Source organism: Brachybacterium avium (assembly GCF_002216795.1).
Lineage (GTDB): Bacteria > Actinomycetota > Actinomycetes > Actinomycetales > Dermabacteraceae > Brachybacterium > Brachybacterium avium.
The window spans coordinates 45,022-61,637 of record NZ_CP022317.1; the positions used below are offsets into that span (position 1 = coordinate 45,022).

Below are 16,616 nucleotides of genomic sequence, written 5' to 3' on the forward strand. Positions count from 1 at the left end.
CCGCTGAGGGAGGTAGAGCACCATGAAGAAGATCCTCGCGTGGGCCATCGCCGGCGCCCTCGTGGCCGGTGTCGGCATCGTCGTCGGTGTCACGGCCGTGTTCTTCCAGTTCGCGTCTATCTCCTCGAGCGACTCTGACAGCCCGAACGCCGCCTGCACGGATACATCGGCCCAGGCCCTCTCGGTGGACACGTCGGCCCTCCCGGACGTCGCGGGGTACACGCCGGAGCAGCTCTCGGTCGCGGCCCAGATCATGAAGGCCGGCGAGGACCTGGGCATGTCTGAGCGCGCCCAGCTGATCGGTCTCATGACGGCGATGCAGGAGTCCACGCTCCAGAATCTCTCCGGTGGCGATCGTGACTCCGTCGGCGCGTTCCAGCAGCGGCCCTCGCAGGGGTGGGGCACCGTCGAGCAACTGCAAGATCCGTCCTATGCCGCGACCGCGTTCTTTCGCGGGGTCGACACCTCCAGGACCGGGCACATCCCCGGTCTCATGGACATCGACGGCTGGGAGTCGATGAGTCTGACGCAGGCCGCCTCGGCCGTCCAGCTCCCGGCGGAGCAGTACGAGGGTGAGTACGCCAAGCACGAGAGCGAAGCACGCAAGCTGATGTCTGAGCTCGCGGGCGTCCCCGTCGGCCAGGCCAGCGGCAGCCTCACCGACACCAGCCTCGGATGCAGCGCCCCCGTGAACGTCGCGGTCGGAGATCTCCCCACGCAGGAGCAGCTCACCCAGGACTCGGCCAACGTGGCGTGCCCGGAGGGCAGCACCGATCTCGGCGCCGCGTCCGGCGGATACCAGGGCAAGCGGATCCCCATCCGTCTGTGCTCGATCACCGGCACCGTGTGCACCGGCAGCGACTGCCGGTCCGGCGAGCTCGGCGGGAAGGCCCGCGGAGAGGTTGTCGTCAACTCTCTGGTCGCCCCCCACTTCATGAAGTGGCTCGAGGCGGTCCGCGCTGACGGCTACAACCCACAGTTCAGCTCCTCGTTCCGCAGCTGGGAGACGCAGGCATCGTTCTCTGGAGGAAACGTCGCTCGTGTCGGCTACAGCAACCATCAGATGGGCGCAGCCATAGACATTTCAGGACTCCCTGGCGGATACAACCGGCACAACTGCTCCGGATTTGCGGCAGACGGATCATGCAAGTCCAATGACCCCTCATGGAGCTCCTATCACAAACATGGTGTTGAGAATGGAGCGCTCTTTCACGACGAAGAATTTTGGCACCTGGAATGGGTGATCACCAGAGCCCCAGAGCGCGACGTCCCCTTCATCCCGGCTGCATGAGCTACCCAGAAAGCGAGCCCCTGTGATGCGAGTCAGCCTGAAATCCATTCTGGTCGTCGCGGCAGCTGTTCTGGGCATCCTCGCCCTGGTGGTGTTCAACCCCGAGAACCGACAGCAGCAGGAGACCTCGGAGCCCGAGGCCGCAGCACCCTCGGTGACGGCGGGATCACCCAACGAACCCGCGACCGAGCAGAACGCCCCGCTGGGGCCGGCGGAGGTCCCTGCCGAGGTCCAGGAGTTCATCGACAACTACGCCGACCCCGACGCCTCCGATGACGAGTGGAGCGAGGCCCTGGCACCGAACGTGACGCCGGCGCTGCACGCCTCGCTGCTCTCGAGCGACCGCGAGCTCGCACGAACAGCGGGGCACGAGATCCTCGACGTCAGCGATGGCCGGGTGTCGGTGGGGACGAAGACGGACGTCTCCTACACCCTCGAGTACGCCCAGCTCGAGGATGACCACGAGCACGACGGGCACGAAGCGGTGGGCCATCCGATCGTCACGGGGATCGACTTCACGGACGCGCCCGACGGCGCCGCACTGCCGCTGGGGACCGACGGCGTCGAGCAGGTCCGCGCTCCCGTCCAGGAGGCGCTCACGGCCGTTGTGGCGCAGCCTGGCGGGCAGAGCGATGAAGACCGCGAGCAGCTGATCCGTGACACCTTCACCAGCCCGGAGAAGGCCCTGAGCCTCCCTCGCAGCGTCGACGACGGCGCCGCCGTCCGGATCGGCAACGCCCACGAGCTGGTGCTCGCGGCCGAGGACGATCAGCTCGTGGTGCATGCGACCGTGCCCTACGCGCGCGACGGCGAGAACACTCCCACTTGGACCACCGTGACGATCGAACTCACCCGGGACGACACTGGCGCCTGGACCCCCCAGGACGCCCATCTCTGAGACAGGACCCCATCAGGGCAAGTTCACGAACCCCCAGGTCAAGCGCCAGGGCAAGGTGGATCGACGGTCCGCGATCGCAGACCACGCCGTCAGCTGACGAGGGCTGTGGGCAGCGCCTGAGCCGGGATCAGGCCTCCTCGAGCGGCCCGTGCAGCGTGTACCGGGTGATGGTCGCGGACCCGGAGTCGTCCTCATCGAGCCACCACGTTGTGCCTGCTGCTCCGCCGCTCTCGCGCACGGACTGCGGCTCCCCACGCCGTTCCCGGTAGACCTCCAGGGCATCTTCGTAGGTCGGGCACACCTTGTAGAGGTCGACCGCCGCATCAGGGGTCCCGAGGTTGCGGACCTCGAGGAGGGCGTAGACGTTGTGATCCATGGCCGCATCGTACGGCTGGCGATATCAGGGGTGCCGATCGCTCTGCTCGACGGGTTCTGGAGGGCCCGGAGAGAGGGGGGCAAGTGCTGGGGGAGAGTCTCTGGAGTGCGGGAGCGATGCTAGTCCAGCGATCCAGAACCTCTACGAGAACCATGTATCGCTGAGCCTAGCATGCGCGACCAAACGAGGTCCCGAACCTACGAACCTCCGAGGGTCCGAAGCCACGGGCCTGGGAACCTCCGAGGTCCCGAACCCACGAGGGTCCGAAGTTCCGGGGAGACGAGGTGACGAGCTCACGAAGCCGCGAGTCTCCGACTCTCCGAGATGAGGAGTGCACACCGGCGCAGGCCGACGAGCCGACACGGAACTTCTCCGCGGCGGTCACAACGACCCCCACCTGACGCGGTAAGAGAGTGACCCTCGTTCCAGACCTGGAGGACCTCTCATGACGCAAGCACCGGCGATCGATCGGAGACGAGCCGGCCGATCGAGCTCCCCTCTGCCCTTGGGCACTCTCGGGCCGGCGCGACCCTCATCGCCGGCGGCACCCTGATGATGAACGACGTCCCCTTGGTCGGCGCCGTCGCGTGCGTCGCCCCGCCGCTCGCCGTCGTGGGGTTCGCTCAATGGCGAGGCGCCAAGCGAAGGCAGCTCCGCAGTGATCTCGTCGAGGGCCTCGTCCCGCTCATGGGGATCGGGGTGGAGGTCCGCTGCTCGCGCTGGGCCAAGCGCGAGTACATCCATCCCCGCCCGGGACGGATCGAGGTCCGCTACGCCGCCGCCTCCCGCGACTGGGACCCGAAGTGGATGCAGCAGCTGACGGCAACTGTGGAGGCGCGCGTGGGCGTCGACTACAAGGTCGAGAAGCACCAGAGCGCCCGCAAACGCGTGTACCTGATCCCTGATATCAGTGAGGAGGAGATCACGGATGACTCGCCGCGTGCCGCTCTCGCCTACAAGGCAGATGTGGTGATCCGCGAGCTGCTCGGCAAGGAATCCAGCGCCACCTATTCGTGGGGAGAGGACGACTCCCTGAGTAGCATTCAGGTCGAATTCCCCAACGAGATCGCCGTCAAGCTCGTCAGCCGCATGAAGCGCCAGAGCGTTGAACGCGTCGTCACCGGCACCCTTCCCGGCCGCTGGCGCTCCTCCTGGGATATCGAGAATTCGACAGCGAACTTCCGGCTCCGCACGGAATTCCCCGCCGCCGTTCCCCACCCCAAAATCAACGTCACCGACGAGAATCGGTATCTCATCCCCAGCGCCGTCACCGAGGACGGCGACACCGTGTTCTGGGACCTACGCTCCACGGACCCGCACGGTCTGACCACCGGACGAACGGGAACCGGCAAGACCGTCGTGCTCCTCGGGACCTGCATGGAGTTCGCCGGCCGCAACTGGGCGGTCTGGGTCGCGGACCCGAAGCGCGTCGAGTTCCTCGGGATCCGGAAGTGGCCCAACGTCCAGGTCGTCGCCACCACCGTCGAGGACCAGATCGCGATGATCTGGGACGCCTTCGAGCTCATGGAACACCGCTACCGCCTGATCGAAACGGCCGGCGCCGACGAGGACGACTTCGAGCCCCTGCTCGTGCTGGCCGACGAGTACACCGAGTTCCGCAGCGCCGTGAACGCCTGGTGGTCCGAGAACAAGCACAAGGGCGCCCCCAGCAAGTGCCCCATCTTCAACGCCGTCGGCTCGCTCGCACGACTCGCCCGCAAGGCCCGCATCCACCTGCGATTCGGGATGCAGCGCCCGGACGCGGAGCTGCTCTCCGGCGAGGTCCGCGACAACCTCGGCGACCGCCACTCGCTGGGCCGCCTCTCCCCGCAGGGCGCACAGATGATGTGGGAGGCCGCCTACATCGGCACGAGCGTCCCTCGGAAGATCCCCGGCCGCGGAACCGCCACCGGCCCCGACGGACAGCCGGCCGAAGCGCAGGCGTACTGGACGCCGGACCCCCGCAAGGTCGCCCGGTCCCGCAAGGCCGGCGACATCGAGATCCTCGAGGGCCTGTACCCGACCTCGACCACCCACAAGCGGTTCACCTACGAGATCGAGGACGAGGACTCGCCGACCTGGCTCGACGACAACGACAAGCCGACGCTGTACACCCCGTGGGCTGCCATCACCCAGGCACGTCGCGTGCCGAGCCCGGACGCTGACCAGCACCTCACCCTCGACGAGCTCCTGGACGACCTGAGCAGCGCTCGCGAAGCGGCAGCCGGCGAGACCTCCGCCCCGGCCCCGGAGCCGCGCGAGGACCGCCATCTCCAGCTCGTGCGCGAGGACGAGGAACCCGACGACTACGGCCTCGTTCAGACCGTCTGCGCCGACCGACTGCGACCGGGAGACCTGATCGACGTCGACGGCGACTGGGTCGTGGTCGAAGAGGCCGTCGCCGACCCTGACGAGGAGGGCATGATCTCGATCGCCTGGCGCTCCGATGATGACGACGCCGGCGAGCTGGCGCTGACCGCTGACGACATGCTGGAGGTGCGACGGATGACCGAGGAGAGCGACTGACCTGACACAGCCCGCCGCCCGCCTTCCCCTCGACCGACCCCGGAGACACCATGAACTTCCCTCAGCACCCCGCTCTCGATCCCGGCCTGCCCCTCGTCTTCGTCGACACGGAGACGACCATGCTGGAGCCGACCCCGAAGCCCTGGGAGATCGCGCTCATCAAGCATGCCCCCGGGCAGCTCGAGGATCGGTTCCACATCATGCTGCGCGACCCCGACCTGTCCGATGCGTCGCCCGACTCCCTGCGCGTCAACCGCTTCTACGAGAGGCACCCCCGTTGGACCGGATCCGCTGCGCCGTCGGACATCGCCGCCCTGCACCCGAGCCACGACGCCGCGCAGGCGGTCGAGATCTTCACCGCCGGCACCGTCTTGGTCGGATCCAATCCCGACTTCGACGCCCGGGCCCTGGAGTGGCTGCTCCGCCAGCACGGGCTGCGGCCGCGCTGGCACCACCACACCATCAACCTGGTCACGTGGACCTACGCGCACCTCCTCGCACGGGGGGAATCGGTGAAGATCCCGACCTCCTCCTACGATCTCTCCCGCCGCGTGCACGTCGATCCTCCGGCAGCTGAGGAGGCCCACACCGCCATGGGCGATGCCCTCTGGACCGTGCGCTGGTGGGAGAACTTGACGGAGGCCCAGCGATGAGCCGGCGCGGCGTAGGCGCACTCGGCGGCCTCGTGGTTCTAGCTCTCGCGGGCGTCGCCTATGTGGCGCCCCCGGTGGAGGAGATCCTCCCGGACATCGCGCCCTCGAGCGGCAGCTCCCCGGCCTCGGCAGCCCAGGACGAGGACGTGGACGCAGACGCTCTCGCAGGCGCCTCGAGCCGCCTAGATGCGCTCACGATCGCCGAGCTCGGCCACGGGGACGACTACGAGCGGGACCTGTTCGGACAGCGCTGGGCAGACATCGACCGCAACGGCTGCGATCAACGAAACGACGCTCTGCGCGCCGGCGCCGCCGAGGTCACGACCAAGCCGGGGACCCACGGCTGCGTGGTGCTCGAGGCGACGATCGAGGACCCCTACACGGGCACCACGATCGACTTCGTCAAGGGCGAGAACACCGTAGATATCGACCATGTCGTGCCGCTCTCGCGTGCATGGCAGCAGGGAGCCTCCAGCTGGCCCGAGGAGCGCCGTGAGGAGTTCGCCAACACCTCGGGCAACCTCCTGGCGGTCGACGCCTCCGCGAACCGGTCCAAGGGCGATCGAGGCCCGGAGGAGTGGATGCCTGATGCCGGCCGCTGCGGCTACGTCATCCAGTGGATCGACGTGAAGACCGAGTTCGAGCTCAGCGTCTCCGCGGAGGAGAAGTCCGCCCTCGAGGACGAGCTCGACGAGTGTGAAGGGAGCCTGTGATGGACAAGGACTGGGAGTTCGTGATCCTCGTGTTCGGCGGCCTGGTGGCCGCGGTGTTCCTGCTGCCGACGCTTCTGCCCGAGCTCGTCGCCAGCGCGATCGCCAAGCTGCTCAGCTGGCAGGTCGTGGTCCCATCAGCCGAGGCGCTGGTGTCGATCCCCACCACCGGGGTCGGATTCGACCTTCCTCGCCTGCTGGTGGGGGCCGGGGTGCTGCTACTGGCAGCGTGTGCGGGGCGTGTCGCTATGACGCGCCGTGCTCAGGACTGACGCTGCGCGCTGGGCCGGCTGTCCCTCCACGCACGCACCTGCTGGCGGTCCCAGAGACGGGAGCGGCCGATCTTCCGCACCGACTCAGGAAAGTCCTTCGAGAAGTCGGTGTCGCGTCGCTGGTAGCGCGTGACGGTGTCGAGTTTGACGCCGAGCTCGGCGGCGACGCCGGCCCGGGTCAGCAGTCCCTCAACCTCGAGGGTGTCTCCCGCGGCCGCCTCGGCCACGGTCGACCGCATCCGCTGGCGCTTGTCCTGCCACGAGCGGATCTGCTGGAGACTGAACAGAGGGCGCGGCCCGGTGTACTTGACCGGCTTGGGGAAGTCCGCGTGACGACCGAGGTAGGTCCTCATCGACCCGTAGCTGAGCTCGAGCTCGTCGGCGGCCTCTTGGAGGGAGACGAGCCGGTCGGAGGGGTCGACCGGTGCGCCCTCCTCGTACCGCCGGACGGCCTCGGCATCGTACACGTAGGAGTTCGCGCACATGCCGCAGCGCGCGACCGGGCTCGGGAAGTCGGCGTGCTTCGAGTGCTTCCAGAGCGTCGTCGCGGTGACGTCGAGATCGTCGGCGAGCACCGAGAGCGGCTGCACGGTGCGCGTCGTTCCGTTGGCCGTCGCCGACCCGTCGCCGGTCTCTTCCCAGCGCTGCACGGCGCCCAAGTCGTAGAGGAGACCGCTGCCGCACTTGCCGCAGCGCACCGCGGGCGCGGGGAACCCGTCGCGCTCGGCGTGCTTGCGCAGCGTGCGCACGGTGATGCCGACACGCTCAGCGATGGTGGCTAGGGGCTGGGGCTGATCCAAGGGGGTTCTCCTCGTGGGGCACGAGAAAGCCCACCCTCCAGGAGGAATCATCTGTCAGAACGAAACCACGGTGGAGGGTGGGCCTCTCAAGGGTACAGGTCAGTAGGTCAGGATGCCTTCGACAGCTGCGGGGCGAGAGGCCGAATCTTGTCGAGTCGGACGCCGGAGAAGTGGTCATCACCGATCATCCCGACAGGAAGCTCCGAGTAGCCCAGGCTCTTGACGAGAGCCAGGGCGTCAGCGTCTTGGGTGACGTCGATGTAGCGGTACGGGATGCCCTTGCGACGGCAATACTTCACGAGCTGGTCGCAGCGAATGCAGTCGGGCTTGCCGTAGATGATGAGCGTGTCGGCCATGGGGTGCTGCCCTTCCTTGGGAGAGGTGGTCACCCTGTTACCGCGTCTGAGGGGTGCTGTTGTGACACTCCCACGGGTACGAGATCAGGCGGTGGTCGACTCGCCGCCGGCGGTGGAGGCTCCTTTCTCGAGGGTTCGTCGTCCACCTGCAAGATTACTCGCTAGTGCCCTCAGTGTCAACAAGCAGACGGGTCGCCTCTTGGGCGCGCTCGATGTACGCCTCGATCTCGCTGAGCTCGACGCGCCACTGGCGCCGGCCACCGATCTGGATCGCGCGCAGCTCGCCGGACCGCACCAGCGCGTAGGCCTGCGAGGAGGAGATCGAGAACATCTCCGCCACCTCGCTCAGCGGAACGAACCGGCGGCCGAGCGTGGGATGCGGTGAAGGTGAGGGGCTCATGTGCTCAGCGAAGCCGCTCGGCGAGGTCGCAGCAAGCCGGGGTCGCGAGTTGTGGATAGCCGGCGGCTACTGGCTCGAGGGTCACGGGCGGTGTCGCGGGTAGCGGATCCCGGCGGGGGCCGGCGGGGCGTTGAGGTACTCCGCGAAGGGGCAGCCGCTGAGGTGCGGGCAGGAGTCCACGGCAACGTTGCACGGCGTGCACAGCAGCCCGCGGACCATGCTTGTCGCGTGATCGTGGTCGATGACCGTGGAGAGCTGCTTGTGGCAGGCCCCGCAGGAGAGCCCCTGGATGCTCCGCAGCTCGTCGACGATGCGCACCATGCGCGGGGTTCGGTGGGTGTGGGCCACGGAGTCTGTGCCCCATCGTCGGTCCTCGGGCTCGCAGCGCAGGTTCTTGGGCACGATCTCCGGCCGCACGCTCAGCCTCTCCCGCCGGAGTCGCACTGGGGCCCGGTGGGTGCCTCCTCGATCGCAGGTGTCCATGCGTCCGTCGCTGCGAAGGTGGTAGAGGCCGTCCTCGCCCTCCTTGGCGTGGTCGCGGCTCCTGCTCGGCGCGTCGGCGCGGCGGGGGACCCCGCAGGCGAGCAGCGAGAGCCGCGCGATCTGGTGTCCCCTGCTCAGGTCGGTGTCGAGGAGGTCCGGATAGCGGCCGAGCCCGTAGCCGGCTGCCGGCAGCAGGGTCGTGATCCGGTGAGCGGGGAGATCCTCGAGGGACGTGATCGGGACATCGCCGCGCCGAGCGTGAACTCGAGCGTCGCCGAACTCGAGGAGCTGTGCAACGGTCCGGATCGGCAGCGCGTAGCAAAGGGCGAGGGCGTCGATCGTGAGGCCGCGGTGGCGGTGAACCCACGCGAGCCCGGGGGCCAGCCTGCGAAGATCACGCGTCACGCGGGAGCCTCCGTATCGAGGTGGGAGCGGTAGTCCATGTCGCTGTCGAATGGGTCCGGTGAGATGGGTGGTTCAGGTGGTAGTTGCCCAGACCAGCGCGGATCCTGCGAGCACGCCGGCGAATGAGCCGTAGACCAAGGCTCTACGTCGGCTGTGCAATCGGGTGGCGAGACGGTCCTCGCGTGCGGCCCTCAGCCATGCGTAGCAGTTCACGACGAGACCAGCAGCGCCGAGCAGAAGGATGAGGAAGCCGAGAGCTGTGAGCGGCGGGAACATGCGGGGATACCTTCCAGAAGGATCGGCAGTGCGTTGCAGGAAGAGAGGTCTCTGGTCGTGATGCCGCGAGGCCAGCCCTCTTACCCCGCTGACGTTCGGCGGGTCCGCACGAGGGAGTCGACCTCGGCGTCCAACCAGGTGGCGGGATGTAGCGGGTTGCGCCGCCGGGGAGACAGGCCGTAGTCGCGCGCCTCTCTGAGGAGGGCTGCGACTCGGTCCTCGAGTGCACTCCTGTGCTCGGAGGTGATGGGCTGCTCTAGCGCTTGCAGGAACCCCTGCGGGGTGATCTGGAGGCCCTCTCCCGGGCGGACGTCGAGGTGCACGGCCCACAGTGACTGGCCGTCGGCGTGCTCGAAGTGCGCAGCCACGGGGTGCCGATGGGACGTGACGGTCGTTTCGGGGCGTCGCGCGAGAGCCAGGAGCGACTCGGTCTCGTCGTGAGTAGGCCAGTGCCGGGGGAAGCTCTCGGGAGAGGCTCCTCCAAGCTCGCCGTGGGCTGGGGTCTGTGGGATGTTCATCGGCTCAGCCTCGCAGTTCAGAAAATTCGGGGGGGGGGTGGGGGCACACTCCCCATGTCCTGCTACAGGACACTTGTGCTGTTGTTCGGGGCGACGTCGGTGTCGCTGGTGGGTGGTGGGCGGTTCCTCCTTCCTGGCATGCCTCTAGCTTACGGGGCGACATGCTTAGTGTCAACACTAAAGCGGAAATTGCTTCGGAAGATCTCCGATCCGCCGGTGTGCGCGGTCAGGTGTGCAGCAGGGCGAGGACCTCCTCGGCGAGCTCGCGCGGGCAGGGGTTGTCGCCGTCGCAGCGTTCGTCATGTGGATGGCGCGCGTACGCGTCGAGGTGCTCACGAACACGGGTGATGGTCGCGCGGAGCGCGGCGGCGTGCACGACGAGATCCCGTGCGATGTCGTCCATGGTCGGCTGCCAGGTGCGGATCTGGTGATGGCCGAACGTCGGGCGGCAGGTGACGTGCGGGCCGTCATGGCCTTCGGCACGGGTGCAGTGGAACTCGCCGAGGTGGGCGAGGAAGCCGGGGCACTGCGGGGTGGTCGCCGTGGCGCAGTACGGGCAGGGGGTGCTCATCATGGGCTCCTCGGGGAGGGCGAGCCCCGGGGGTTCCCCGGGGCCCGCGGGCGGGTCAGAGCTGGGCGAGGCGGGCGAGGACCTCGAGCCGCTCGCCGACCAGGTCGGCGGTCTGGGTGATCTGGTGGCGCACCTCGGCGGCCTGGTCTGCGGTGAGGCCGACGGTGTCGCCCGTCTCGGCGTTGAAGCCGGAGATGACGACGGTGCCGATGAGCGCGTTGCCCGCGTAGGCGCTGGCGAGGAAGTTGAGCCGCCCATCGTTGGTGAGTCCCTCGTCGTCGGCCCAGACGGTGATGTGCTCGCCCCGGTTGTGTGCGGGGGCGTCCAGGATCTCCACCGTGATGTCGTTGGCGCTGAGTGCCTGGAGCAGCTGGGGGAGGCTGGGGGCGGTGCCGTCGTAGTCGAGGGTCTCGATCTCGCCGGTGGGGGTGATCTGGATCAGGTGCGACATGGTGTCCTCCGTGGGGTGGTGTTTCGTTCTGACCTCTCCGAGTATTCCAGCTGCATCACTTAGTGTCAACAGCAAACCGGAAATTCGGAGAACGGGGGTCATCCGTCCTGGGACCACTTGTCGGCGAGCCGACGGATGCAGGCTGCTGCGCGGACGGCCCCGCCCCAGACGTTGCATGCGGAGGGGGAGTCGCCCCACATGAGGGCGTCCCAGATGTCGCCCGCCGCGGCATCGCGCGTTGCGTACCAGTTGAAGGCGCGGCACGCGTCACGGCACGCGCTCCGGACGTCGTCACGGGAGGAGGTCGGCGACTCGGCGATGGCGGCGAGGGTGTCGGCCACCTTGTTCAGGGCTGCCGCGTCGGCGGGGGTCGCGGGCGGCGGAGTGGGGCCGGGTGCGGCACCGAAGTGCAGTGCGGGCGTCGGCTGGTCCTCGGCGAGGTGGCGGGTGCTGGTGCTCATGGTGTCCTCCGTGGGGTGATTCGTCCTGACCCCTCAGAGTCTGCCTGACATACCCCTCAGTGTCAACAGCAAACCGGAAATCATGCGGCATGAGGATGCGGCGACGACCGTGGGGAGTGGTCGCCGCCGCAGGGGTGGTCACGGGGTGTAGTGAGCGTCTCCGTCTTCGTCGTGCAGGGCGTGCGATTCGGTCCAGGCCTTTGCCGCGCCCTCTTCGCCGAGTGCAGCGAGGAGGTCCGCCAGCGCGTCCAGTTCGGAGCATGTGAGCTTGCCGGACAGATCGTTGGCGAGCACGCCGTCTGCCCATTTGCGCGCGAACTCGTGCAGGGCGATCGACAGGTTGTAGCCGCCGTCGGTGGGGGCCGGTCGCGTGGCGGTCATGCGCAGTCCAGCGCGGGGCGGTCGGGGTAGGAGATCCGCACACATCCGGCGTCGGGCATGCCGAAGTCCTGGACCGGCTGCCAGGACGGTTCGAGGTGCTCGGTCAGCTCGGGGTCGTAGGTCAGGAATCCGCCGTAGTAGTAGATCCCGTCGTCGTCGTACATGCGGAAGCGCACGCGATGCTGGCCCGGCTTCTGGACGGCCTCGCAGAGGCTCTCGTGGGCGTCGGCGGGGCCGAGGGTGCCGACGCGGCTGGGGATGATGCCGTCGGTGTTGATCTGGTCCTCGGTGATGGTCCAGGCGTACCCGGCGGCATCGGGCTGGGTGGCGCGCTGCTCGGCGGTGAGGGTCATCTCGCCGCGGCGGTGGGTGCTCATGGTGGTCCTCTCGGTCAGGCGGGCGTGACGGGGATGTAGGCGCGGGGCGAGTAGTCGATGGGGACAGGGCCGGAGGCCTCGGTGTAGATCAGGACGCGGCGCCGGAAGTTGAGGTCGATCCCCTCCTCGACCTTGGTGATGGTCGAGGGGGCCTGGCCGGGGAGGGTGTGGGTGTCGCCCGGCTTGGCGAGCGAGGCGAGCAGGAAGTCGTTCCGGGTGGCGGGGAGGTCGGCGTGGGTCATGGTGCTCCGTTCGGGAGGGGGAGGGGCGGTGTGCCGCCCCTCCCCGGGAGGGGGCGGTCAGTTCTGGCGGAGGGCCCAGCGGTGCAGGCTGTGGAAGTTGCCCTCCAGGCGGGTCCCGAAGGTGCGGACCACGTCGGCGAGGTCCCAGGCCTCGCCCCCGTCGGCGGAGGCCACGAGCGCGGCGACGGGGATCCGGTAGAACCCGTCGAGGTAGCGGGTGCAGACCTCGAAGGGGTCCCCGTCGCCGGGAGCGTGGCCCACTCCCTCGGTGCCGGTGATGGCGTAGCGCGGGCCGTCGCCTTCGCCGCGGTCGATCAGCCATGTCTGCTCGGGCTGGATCTCGTCGGCGTCGATGCCGAGGTGGGAGCCGATCGCGGCGCGCAGCGCGTGATCAGGGATGAGGGTGGCGGTGATGCCGCGGGTGCGGGTGATGGTGCTCATGGGGTCCTCCCTGGTGGGGTTCTTCGTCCTGACACCTCAGAGTCTGCCCGCTACACGCGTCACTGTCAACACTAAACCGGAAATTCTTTGATGGGGCCGTGGCCCCGCGGCCGACTGGTGGGTCAGCGCGGGGGATCGTCGTCGGTGGCGAGGGGGACGCCGAGGGCCTCGGCCAGGCCGTAGGTCACCGAGAAGCACGCGTCGTTCTCCCAGTCCTCGGGCGGCTGCGTGCGCAGGGGGTCCAGCAGCTGCTCGATCTCGCCGAGCAGTTCGGCAGGGTCCCTCGGGCCCGAGGGGTCGGTCTCCGGCGCCGGGCCGTCGTTGGTGGACTCCTCGTCCTGGTCGGGGGTGTCCCAGGCGGGCTGGGGGAACCAGGTCGTGTCGATCTCGTCGAACTCCAGGCCGAAGTGTTCGCAGATCTCGGCGGACTGGTGAGGGGTGGCCTCGGGGAGGTAGGCGGCGAGCGTCCGCACGGCGTATTCGGTGACGGTGCGGTTGTCCTCCATCTCCCATTCGGGGGTCGCCCGAAGGCGCAGGGCCTGGGTCATCAGCTCATCGAGGATCCGCCGGAGCCCCTGGGGGTCGGTGAGCAGCTCGGCGACGGCCCGGCGGGTCAGGGCCTCGGGGCCGGTGGCTGTGGCCGCCTCGGCTGCCGCGGCCTCGGCGGTGTCCGCGAGGTCGAGGGCCCATGTGGTGCGCGCCTCGTCGTAGGCGCTCAGCAGGTGCGTGGGGATCTCTCCGTGGGGGTACTGGGCCCGGAACTCGTCGTAAGTGGTCATGATCAGTGCTCCGTGTGCAGGTCGAGGCGGACGGTGTCCGTGAAGGGCATGACGTGCACGGTGTGCCCGCCGTCGGGGTCCCGGGAGACATGCACGGTGGCGATGGTGGCCCCCTCGTCGTCGATGAAGTCGACGTTGCCGACGTCCTCGGCATCGCCGTGCTGCATCACCTGGTGGACCTCGGCCCGGCTGCGCTGCCAGAGCTTGGGCTCGGCCCGCTGGCCGGTGTCGTAGGGCGTGAGGATCTCGGCCATGGTCAGCCCTCCGTCCGGTCGTGGACGGGGGTCGCGCCATAGATCGGCTCCAGGCCGATCTGGGCGTAGTAGTCGGCGATCCGGGAGTCCCCGGTGGCGTAGTTCCCGCCCGCCATGTACCAGCGCCCGCCGATCGGCTCGCCGTCGGCGGTGACGGGCACGAGGTGGGCAGTGGGGGTGCTCATGTTCCGGCGGAGGGCGACGGCGGGGGCGGTGGCGGTCGCGGGGTGGAGGCGCGACCGCTCGGGGCTGGTGGTGAAGGTGCCGAACTCGTCGATCGTGCCGATGATGGTCAGCTGGGCGTGCTGGGAGGTGATGCCGTTGGCCGTGGCGTCCATGCCGTTGGCGCAGCGGTAGACGTTCATCGTGAGGCCGTAGTTGGTGCTCATGGTGTCCTCTCGGGGTCAGTGGATCTCGTCGTCCTCGCCCCAGTGGGCGAGGTACTCGTCGAGGTCCTGGGCGCGGTTCTCGAAGCGCTGGGGGTCGAGGTCGGGCTCGTCGTCGTACATGGCAGGGGCCTTCCGGTGAGGGGGGGGGCGGGGCCGGTGTGGCCCCGCCCCGGGGTGGGTCAGTCCTGGTCAGCGATCGCCTCGTCGTAGAGGTCCTCGATGTACTCCCGCAGCAGCGCCGTGCTGAGGTAGGTGGGGCGGATGCCGAGGCGCAGCTCGTTGAGGATCCGCTGGGCGAGGTCGCGGGCGCGGCTTCCGCGGGGGAGCTCGCCCCGGCAGAGGATCAGTGCGTCGCGGGCGCTGGCGCGGTCCTGGAGGCGGAGGAAGTAGCGCGCGGTCTGGAGGTCGTCGATGGCCTGCTCGAGGCGGGTGGGCAGGTCGGCGGCGAGGCTGGCGGTGCGGGTGGTGTCCATGAGGTCCTCCGTGGTGCGGGGTTTCGTTCTGACCTCTCCGAGTCTGCCCGCTACACACCTCACTGTCAACACTAAACCGGAAATTAGTTTGTTGGGAGGTCCGGCGGAGGCGGGGTCTGGTGGTCACCCGCCCCCGCCGGAGATCAGTCCGCGTCCGGTCCGGGGCGGAGCGCGGTCACCTGGTGGCGCTGGGCGCGGATGGAACACCCGCCGGATTCGAGCGTGAGGGTCTTGGTGTTGGCGCGCTTGATGCGCCACCAGGTGCCGCCGCGGACCTGCACGAGGTCCCCGGCCTTCGCGGCGCTGGTGTCCAGGACCTTGCCGTCGGCGATCTGCTGGGCGCGGACGCCCTCCCAGTAGGCGATCTGCTCGCGCAGCTGCTCCATGCGGGGCGTGTCCGCGATGTCCTCGTGGGAGACCTCGGCGATGACGGCGGAGCCGCTGGCGACCGTGTACCCGGGCCGCTGCTGGCGCTCCAGCTTCCGCAGCTCGGCGCGGAGCTTGTCGAGGCGGTTCGCGGTGGTCGAGGGGTGCTCGGGCCGGGTGTTGACCCGGGCGGCGTTGGCCTTGCGCTCTGCCTCGCGCGCGGCCTCCCCGGCGTCGATCGCCTTGCGCATGTTCGTGTGGATCTTCGCGGCGTCCCGCCGGGCCCGGCCCTCGGAGTGGTGGCCGACCAGGATCGGCTGGCCGAAGGGGATGCCCGAGCTGATCTGATCGGCCGCGGCGTGGTGGGCGTCTGCGGCGGACTGGTGCCGGGCGGCCTTGGCATCGAGGGCCGCGGCCCGATCGGCCGCCCGAGCGGCCTTGTCCGCCTCGACCTCGGCCGTGGGCCGGGCGGTGTTGTCCACCTCGATCTCGACCTCGAACCCGGCTTCGCGCAGCTGGCGGGCGGTGGCTTCGATCTGCCAGCCGCGGGCGTCATGGTCCCGGGAACTGGGGATGTACCAGCTGCCGAGGTTGCGGGACCAGCGCCACCGGTTGGCCTTGAGCGCGTCCGCGGACCCGTCCCCGCGGCTCGTGCCGTCGATGAGGGTTCCCTCGGTGTGGGTGTGGGTGATGGTCAGGGTGGTCATCGCTGAACCTCCGGGGTGGACGGGCGCGCGGCGAGCCGCCGCATGGCGAACTGGAACAGGGGGTTGCCGGTGGCGCGGATGAGGTTCACGCGTCCGGCTTCGTTGCAGCGCTCCAGGACGCCTCTGGGGGCGTGGGGGCACGTGAGGGCGGCCCAGAGCAGGTAGGTGATCCTGACGTCCTCCAGGGCCTCCCTGAGGGCCTCTGAGGGCGTGCTCTCGGAGAAGTCCGAGTAGAGGGAGAGCCGGCGGCACACCCGGTAGACCTGCGAGCTGCGGTGAGTCTGCGGGGGAGCGGCGAGGTACTGCGCCATCTGCTCCGCGGAGTCCTCGGCGTCCGGGTCGATCCCGGCGGCCCAGTAGTGGAACGCGGGGAGCCCGTTGCGCGGGTCCTCGGTGAGGAACGAGTGCGTGATCCGGAGGTCAGCCTCAGCGGGCGGACGGGGCTCCAGCACCTGCTGGAGCACTCTGTGGATGGCCCGGGTGTCCGGGGAGGGGGCGGTGGACATGAGTCCTCCTGTGGTGGGTGTTTCGTTCTGACAGTTACCCACCGTAGGCCCGGCAACACCTAGTGTCAACACTAAAGCGGAAACACGAGAACACGAACCTACGAGATTACGAGACTACGAACCTACGAGAACACAGGGGAGGATCCAGCCGAACTCAAAAGACCAGGTCAACGCCTAATCCAGGCTCCACCCGTCACCACCCACTTACCGCACCCGGCACCGGCGCGCAGCGCCGGAGCACGGACGCCGACCGC

25 protein-coding genes are annotated in these 16,616 nt (G+C 68.8%); 6 read left to right on the forward strand and 19 right to left on the reverse strand.

The window, feature by feature from the left end; translation table 11 throughout:
- The first annotated feature begins 22 nt into the window (after window positions 1-22).
- Both CFK39_RS15720 and CFK39_RS15725 read left to right on the forward strand, forming a co-directional pair.
- Entirely contained in the window at window positions 23-1,291 is a 1,269-nt protein-coding gene (locus CFK39_RS15720; RefSeq protein ID WP_089066523.1) for a M15 family metallopeptidase domain-containing protein, read from the forward strand.
- 25 nt (window positions 1,292-1,316) lie between these two features.
- The gene (locus tag CFK39_RS15725) at window positions 1,317-2,189 is read left to right on the forward strand and encodes a hypothetical protein (protein WP_089066524.1); all 873 of its coding nucleotides are present in this window, start codon (window positions 1,317-1,319) and stop codon (window positions 2,187-2,189) included.
- A 127-nt stretch (window positions 2,190-2,316) separates the two neighbouring features.
- On the opposite strand, the gene CFK39_RS15730 is transcribed toward CFK39_RS15725, so the two are convergent.
- Window positions 2,317-2,565 (reverse strand): hypothetical protein, encoded by a 249-nt coding sequence (locus tag CFK39_RS15730; RefSeq protein WP_089066525.1) that lies wholly within the window; start codon window positions 2,563-2,565, stop codon window positions 2,317-2,319.
- Between the two features lie 555 nt (window positions 2,566-3,120).
- Between CFK39_RS15730 and CFK39_RS15735 the strand changes: the two genes are divergently transcribed.
- The 4 genes from CFK39_RS15735 to CFK39_RS15750 are packed head-to-tail and all read left to right on the forward strand — an operon-like array spanning window position 3,121 to window position 6,726.
- Window positions 3,121-5,091, forward strand: a complete 1,971-nt coding sequence (locus tag CFK39_RS15735; RefSeq protein ID WP_157697281.1) for an FtsK/SpoIIIE domain-containing protein — start codon at window positions 3,121-3,123, stop codon at window positions 5,089-5,091.
- Between the two features lie 50 nt (window positions 5,092-5,141).
- Entirely contained in the window at window positions 5,142-5,744 is a 603-nt protein-coding gene (locus CFK39_RS15740) for a 3'-5' exonuclease (protein ID WP_089066527.1), read from the forward strand.
- Window positions 5,741-6,457, forward strand: coding sequence for an HNH endonuclease family protein (locus CFK39_RS15745; RefSeq protein WP_089066528.1), 717 nt, complete (start codon window positions 5,741-5,743; stop codon window positions 6,455-6,457). Before CFK39_RS15740 ends, CFK39_RS15745 begins: the two co-directional genes overlap by 4 nt.
- Complete coding sequence (locus tag CFK39_RS15750; protein ID WP_089066529.1) at window positions 6,457-6,726, forward strand: hypothetical protein; 270 nt, start codon at window positions 6,457-6,459, stop codon at window positions 6,724-6,726. The genes CFK39_RS15745 and CFK39_RS15750 overlap by 1 nt, the downstream gene beginning before the upstream one ends.
- Here the strand turns inward: CFK39_RS15750 and CFK39_RS15755 are convergent.
- From CFK39_RS15755 to CFK39_RS15840, 18 genes are all read right to left on the reverse strand, one after another.
- Window positions 6,717-7,526, reverse strand: a complete 810-nt coding sequence (locus tag CFK39_RS15755; protein WP_089066530.1) for a hypothetical protein — start codon at window positions 7,524-7,526, stop codon at window positions 6,717-6,719. The two genes, CFK39_RS15750 and CFK39_RS15755, sit on opposite strands and share 10 nt — an antisense overlap.
- A gap of 107 nt (window positions 7,527-7,633) precedes the next feature.
- Window positions 7,634-7,882, reverse strand: coding sequence for a glutaredoxin family protein (locus CFK39_RS15760; protein WP_089066531.1), 249 nt, complete (start codon window positions 7,880-7,882; stop codon window positions 7,634-7,636).
- 154 nt (window positions 7,883-8,036) lie between these two features.
- Window positions 8,037-8,282 (reverse strand): helix-turn-helix transcriptional regulator, encoded by a 246-nt coding sequence (locus CFK39_RS15765; RefSeq protein ID WP_089066532.1) that lies wholly within the window; start codon window positions 8,280-8,282, stop codon window positions 8,037-8,039.
- 81 nt (window positions 8,283-8,363) lie between these two features.
- Complete coding sequence (locus CFK39_RS15770) at window positions 8,364-9,170, reverse strand: endonuclease domain-containing protein (RefSeq protein ID WP_089066533.1); 807 nt, start codon at window positions 9,168-9,170, stop codon at window positions 8,364-8,366.
- 72 nt (window positions 9,171-9,242) lie between these two features.
- Window positions 9,243-9,446, reverse strand: coding sequence for a hypothetical protein (locus CFK39_RS16330; RefSeq protein ID WP_157697282.1), 204 nt, complete (start codon window positions 9,444-9,446; stop codon window positions 9,243-9,245).
- 744 nt (window positions 9,447-10,190) lie between these two features.
- Entirely contained in the window at window positions 10,191-10,538 is a 348-nt protein-coding gene (locus tag CFK39_RS15780; RefSeq protein WP_157697283.1) for a hypothetical protein, read from the reverse strand.
- Window positions 10,539-10,590: 52 nt separating this feature from the next.
- Window positions 10,591-10,986, reverse strand: a complete 396-nt coding sequence (locus tag CFK39_RS15785; protein ID WP_089066536.1) for a DUF3846 domain-containing protein — start codon at window positions 10,984-10,986, stop codon at window positions 10,591-10,593.
- 98 nt (window positions 10,987-11,084) lie between these two features.
- Complete coding sequence (locus tag CFK39_RS15790) at window positions 11,085-11,447, reverse strand: hypothetical protein (RefSeq protein WP_089066537.1); 363 nt, start codon at window positions 11,445-11,447, stop codon at window positions 11,085-11,087.
- Window positions 11,448-11,585: 138 nt separating this feature from the next.
- Entirely contained in the window at window positions 11,586-11,828 is a 243-nt protein-coding gene (locus CFK39_RS15795) for a hypothetical protein (RefSeq protein WP_245823036.1), read from the reverse strand.
- Window positions 11,825-12,205: a hypothetical protein gene (locus CFK39_RS15800; RefSeq protein ID WP_089066538.1), complete on the reverse strand. Its 381-nt coding sequence runs from the start codon at window positions 12,203-12,205 to the stop codon at window positions 11,825-11,827. Before CFK39_RS15800 ends, CFK39_RS15795 begins: the two co-directional genes overlap by 4 nt.
- 14 nt (window positions 12,206-12,219) lie before the next feature.
- Window positions 12,220-12,447, reverse strand: a complete 228-nt coding sequence (locus tag CFK39_RS15805; protein WP_089066539.1) for a hypothetical protein — start codon at window positions 12,445-12,447, stop codon at window positions 12,220-12,222.
- 57 nt (window positions 12,448-12,504) lie between these two features.
- Complete coding sequence (locus CFK39_RS15810) at window positions 12,505-12,888, reverse strand: hypothetical protein (RefSeq protein ID WP_089066540.1); 384 nt, start codon at window positions 12,886-12,888, stop codon at window positions 12,505-12,507.
- Between the two features lie 122 nt (window positions 12,889-13,010).
- Window positions 13,011-13,667: a hypothetical protein gene (locus CFK39_RS15815; protein WP_089066541.1), complete on the reverse strand. Its 657-nt coding sequence runs from the start codon at window positions 13,665-13,667 to the stop codon at window positions 13,011-13,013.
- Window positions 13,668-13,669: 2 nt separating this feature from the next.
- Window positions 13,670-13,921, reverse strand: a complete 252-nt coding sequence (locus CFK39_RS15820) for a hypothetical protein (RefSeq protein WP_089066542.1) — start codon at window positions 13,919-13,921, stop codon at window positions 13,670-13,672.
- 2 nt (window positions 13,922-13,923) lie between these two features.
- On the reverse strand, window positions 13,924-14,310 hold the full coding sequence (locus tag CFK39_RS15825; protein WP_089066543.1) for a hypothetical protein: 387 nt from the start codon (window positions 14,308-14,310) through the stop codon (window positions 13,924-13,926).
- A 179-nt stretch (window positions 14,311-14,489) separates the two neighbouring features.
- The gene (locus CFK39_RS15830; RefSeq protein ID WP_089066544.1) at window positions 14,490-14,783 is read right to left on the reverse strand and encodes a hypothetical protein; all 294 of its coding nucleotides are present in this window, start codon (window positions 14,781-14,783) and stop codon (window positions 14,490-14,492) included.
- A gap of 143 nt (window positions 14,784-14,926) precedes the next feature.
- Window positions 14,927-15,856: a DUF3560 domain-containing protein gene (locus CFK39_RS15835; protein WP_089066545.1), complete on the reverse strand. Its 930-nt coding sequence runs from the start codon at window positions 15,854-15,856 to the stop codon at window positions 14,927-14,929.
- The gene (locus CFK39_RS15840; protein ID WP_089066546.1) at window positions 15,853-16,362 is read right to left on the reverse strand and encodes a hypothetical protein; all 510 of its coding nucleotides are present in this window, start codon (window positions 16,360-16,362) and stop codon (window positions 15,853-15,855) included. The genes CFK39_RS15835 and CFK39_RS15840 overlap by 4 nt, the downstream gene beginning before the upstream one ends.
- Window positions 16,363-16,616 lie beyond the last annotated feature (254 nt).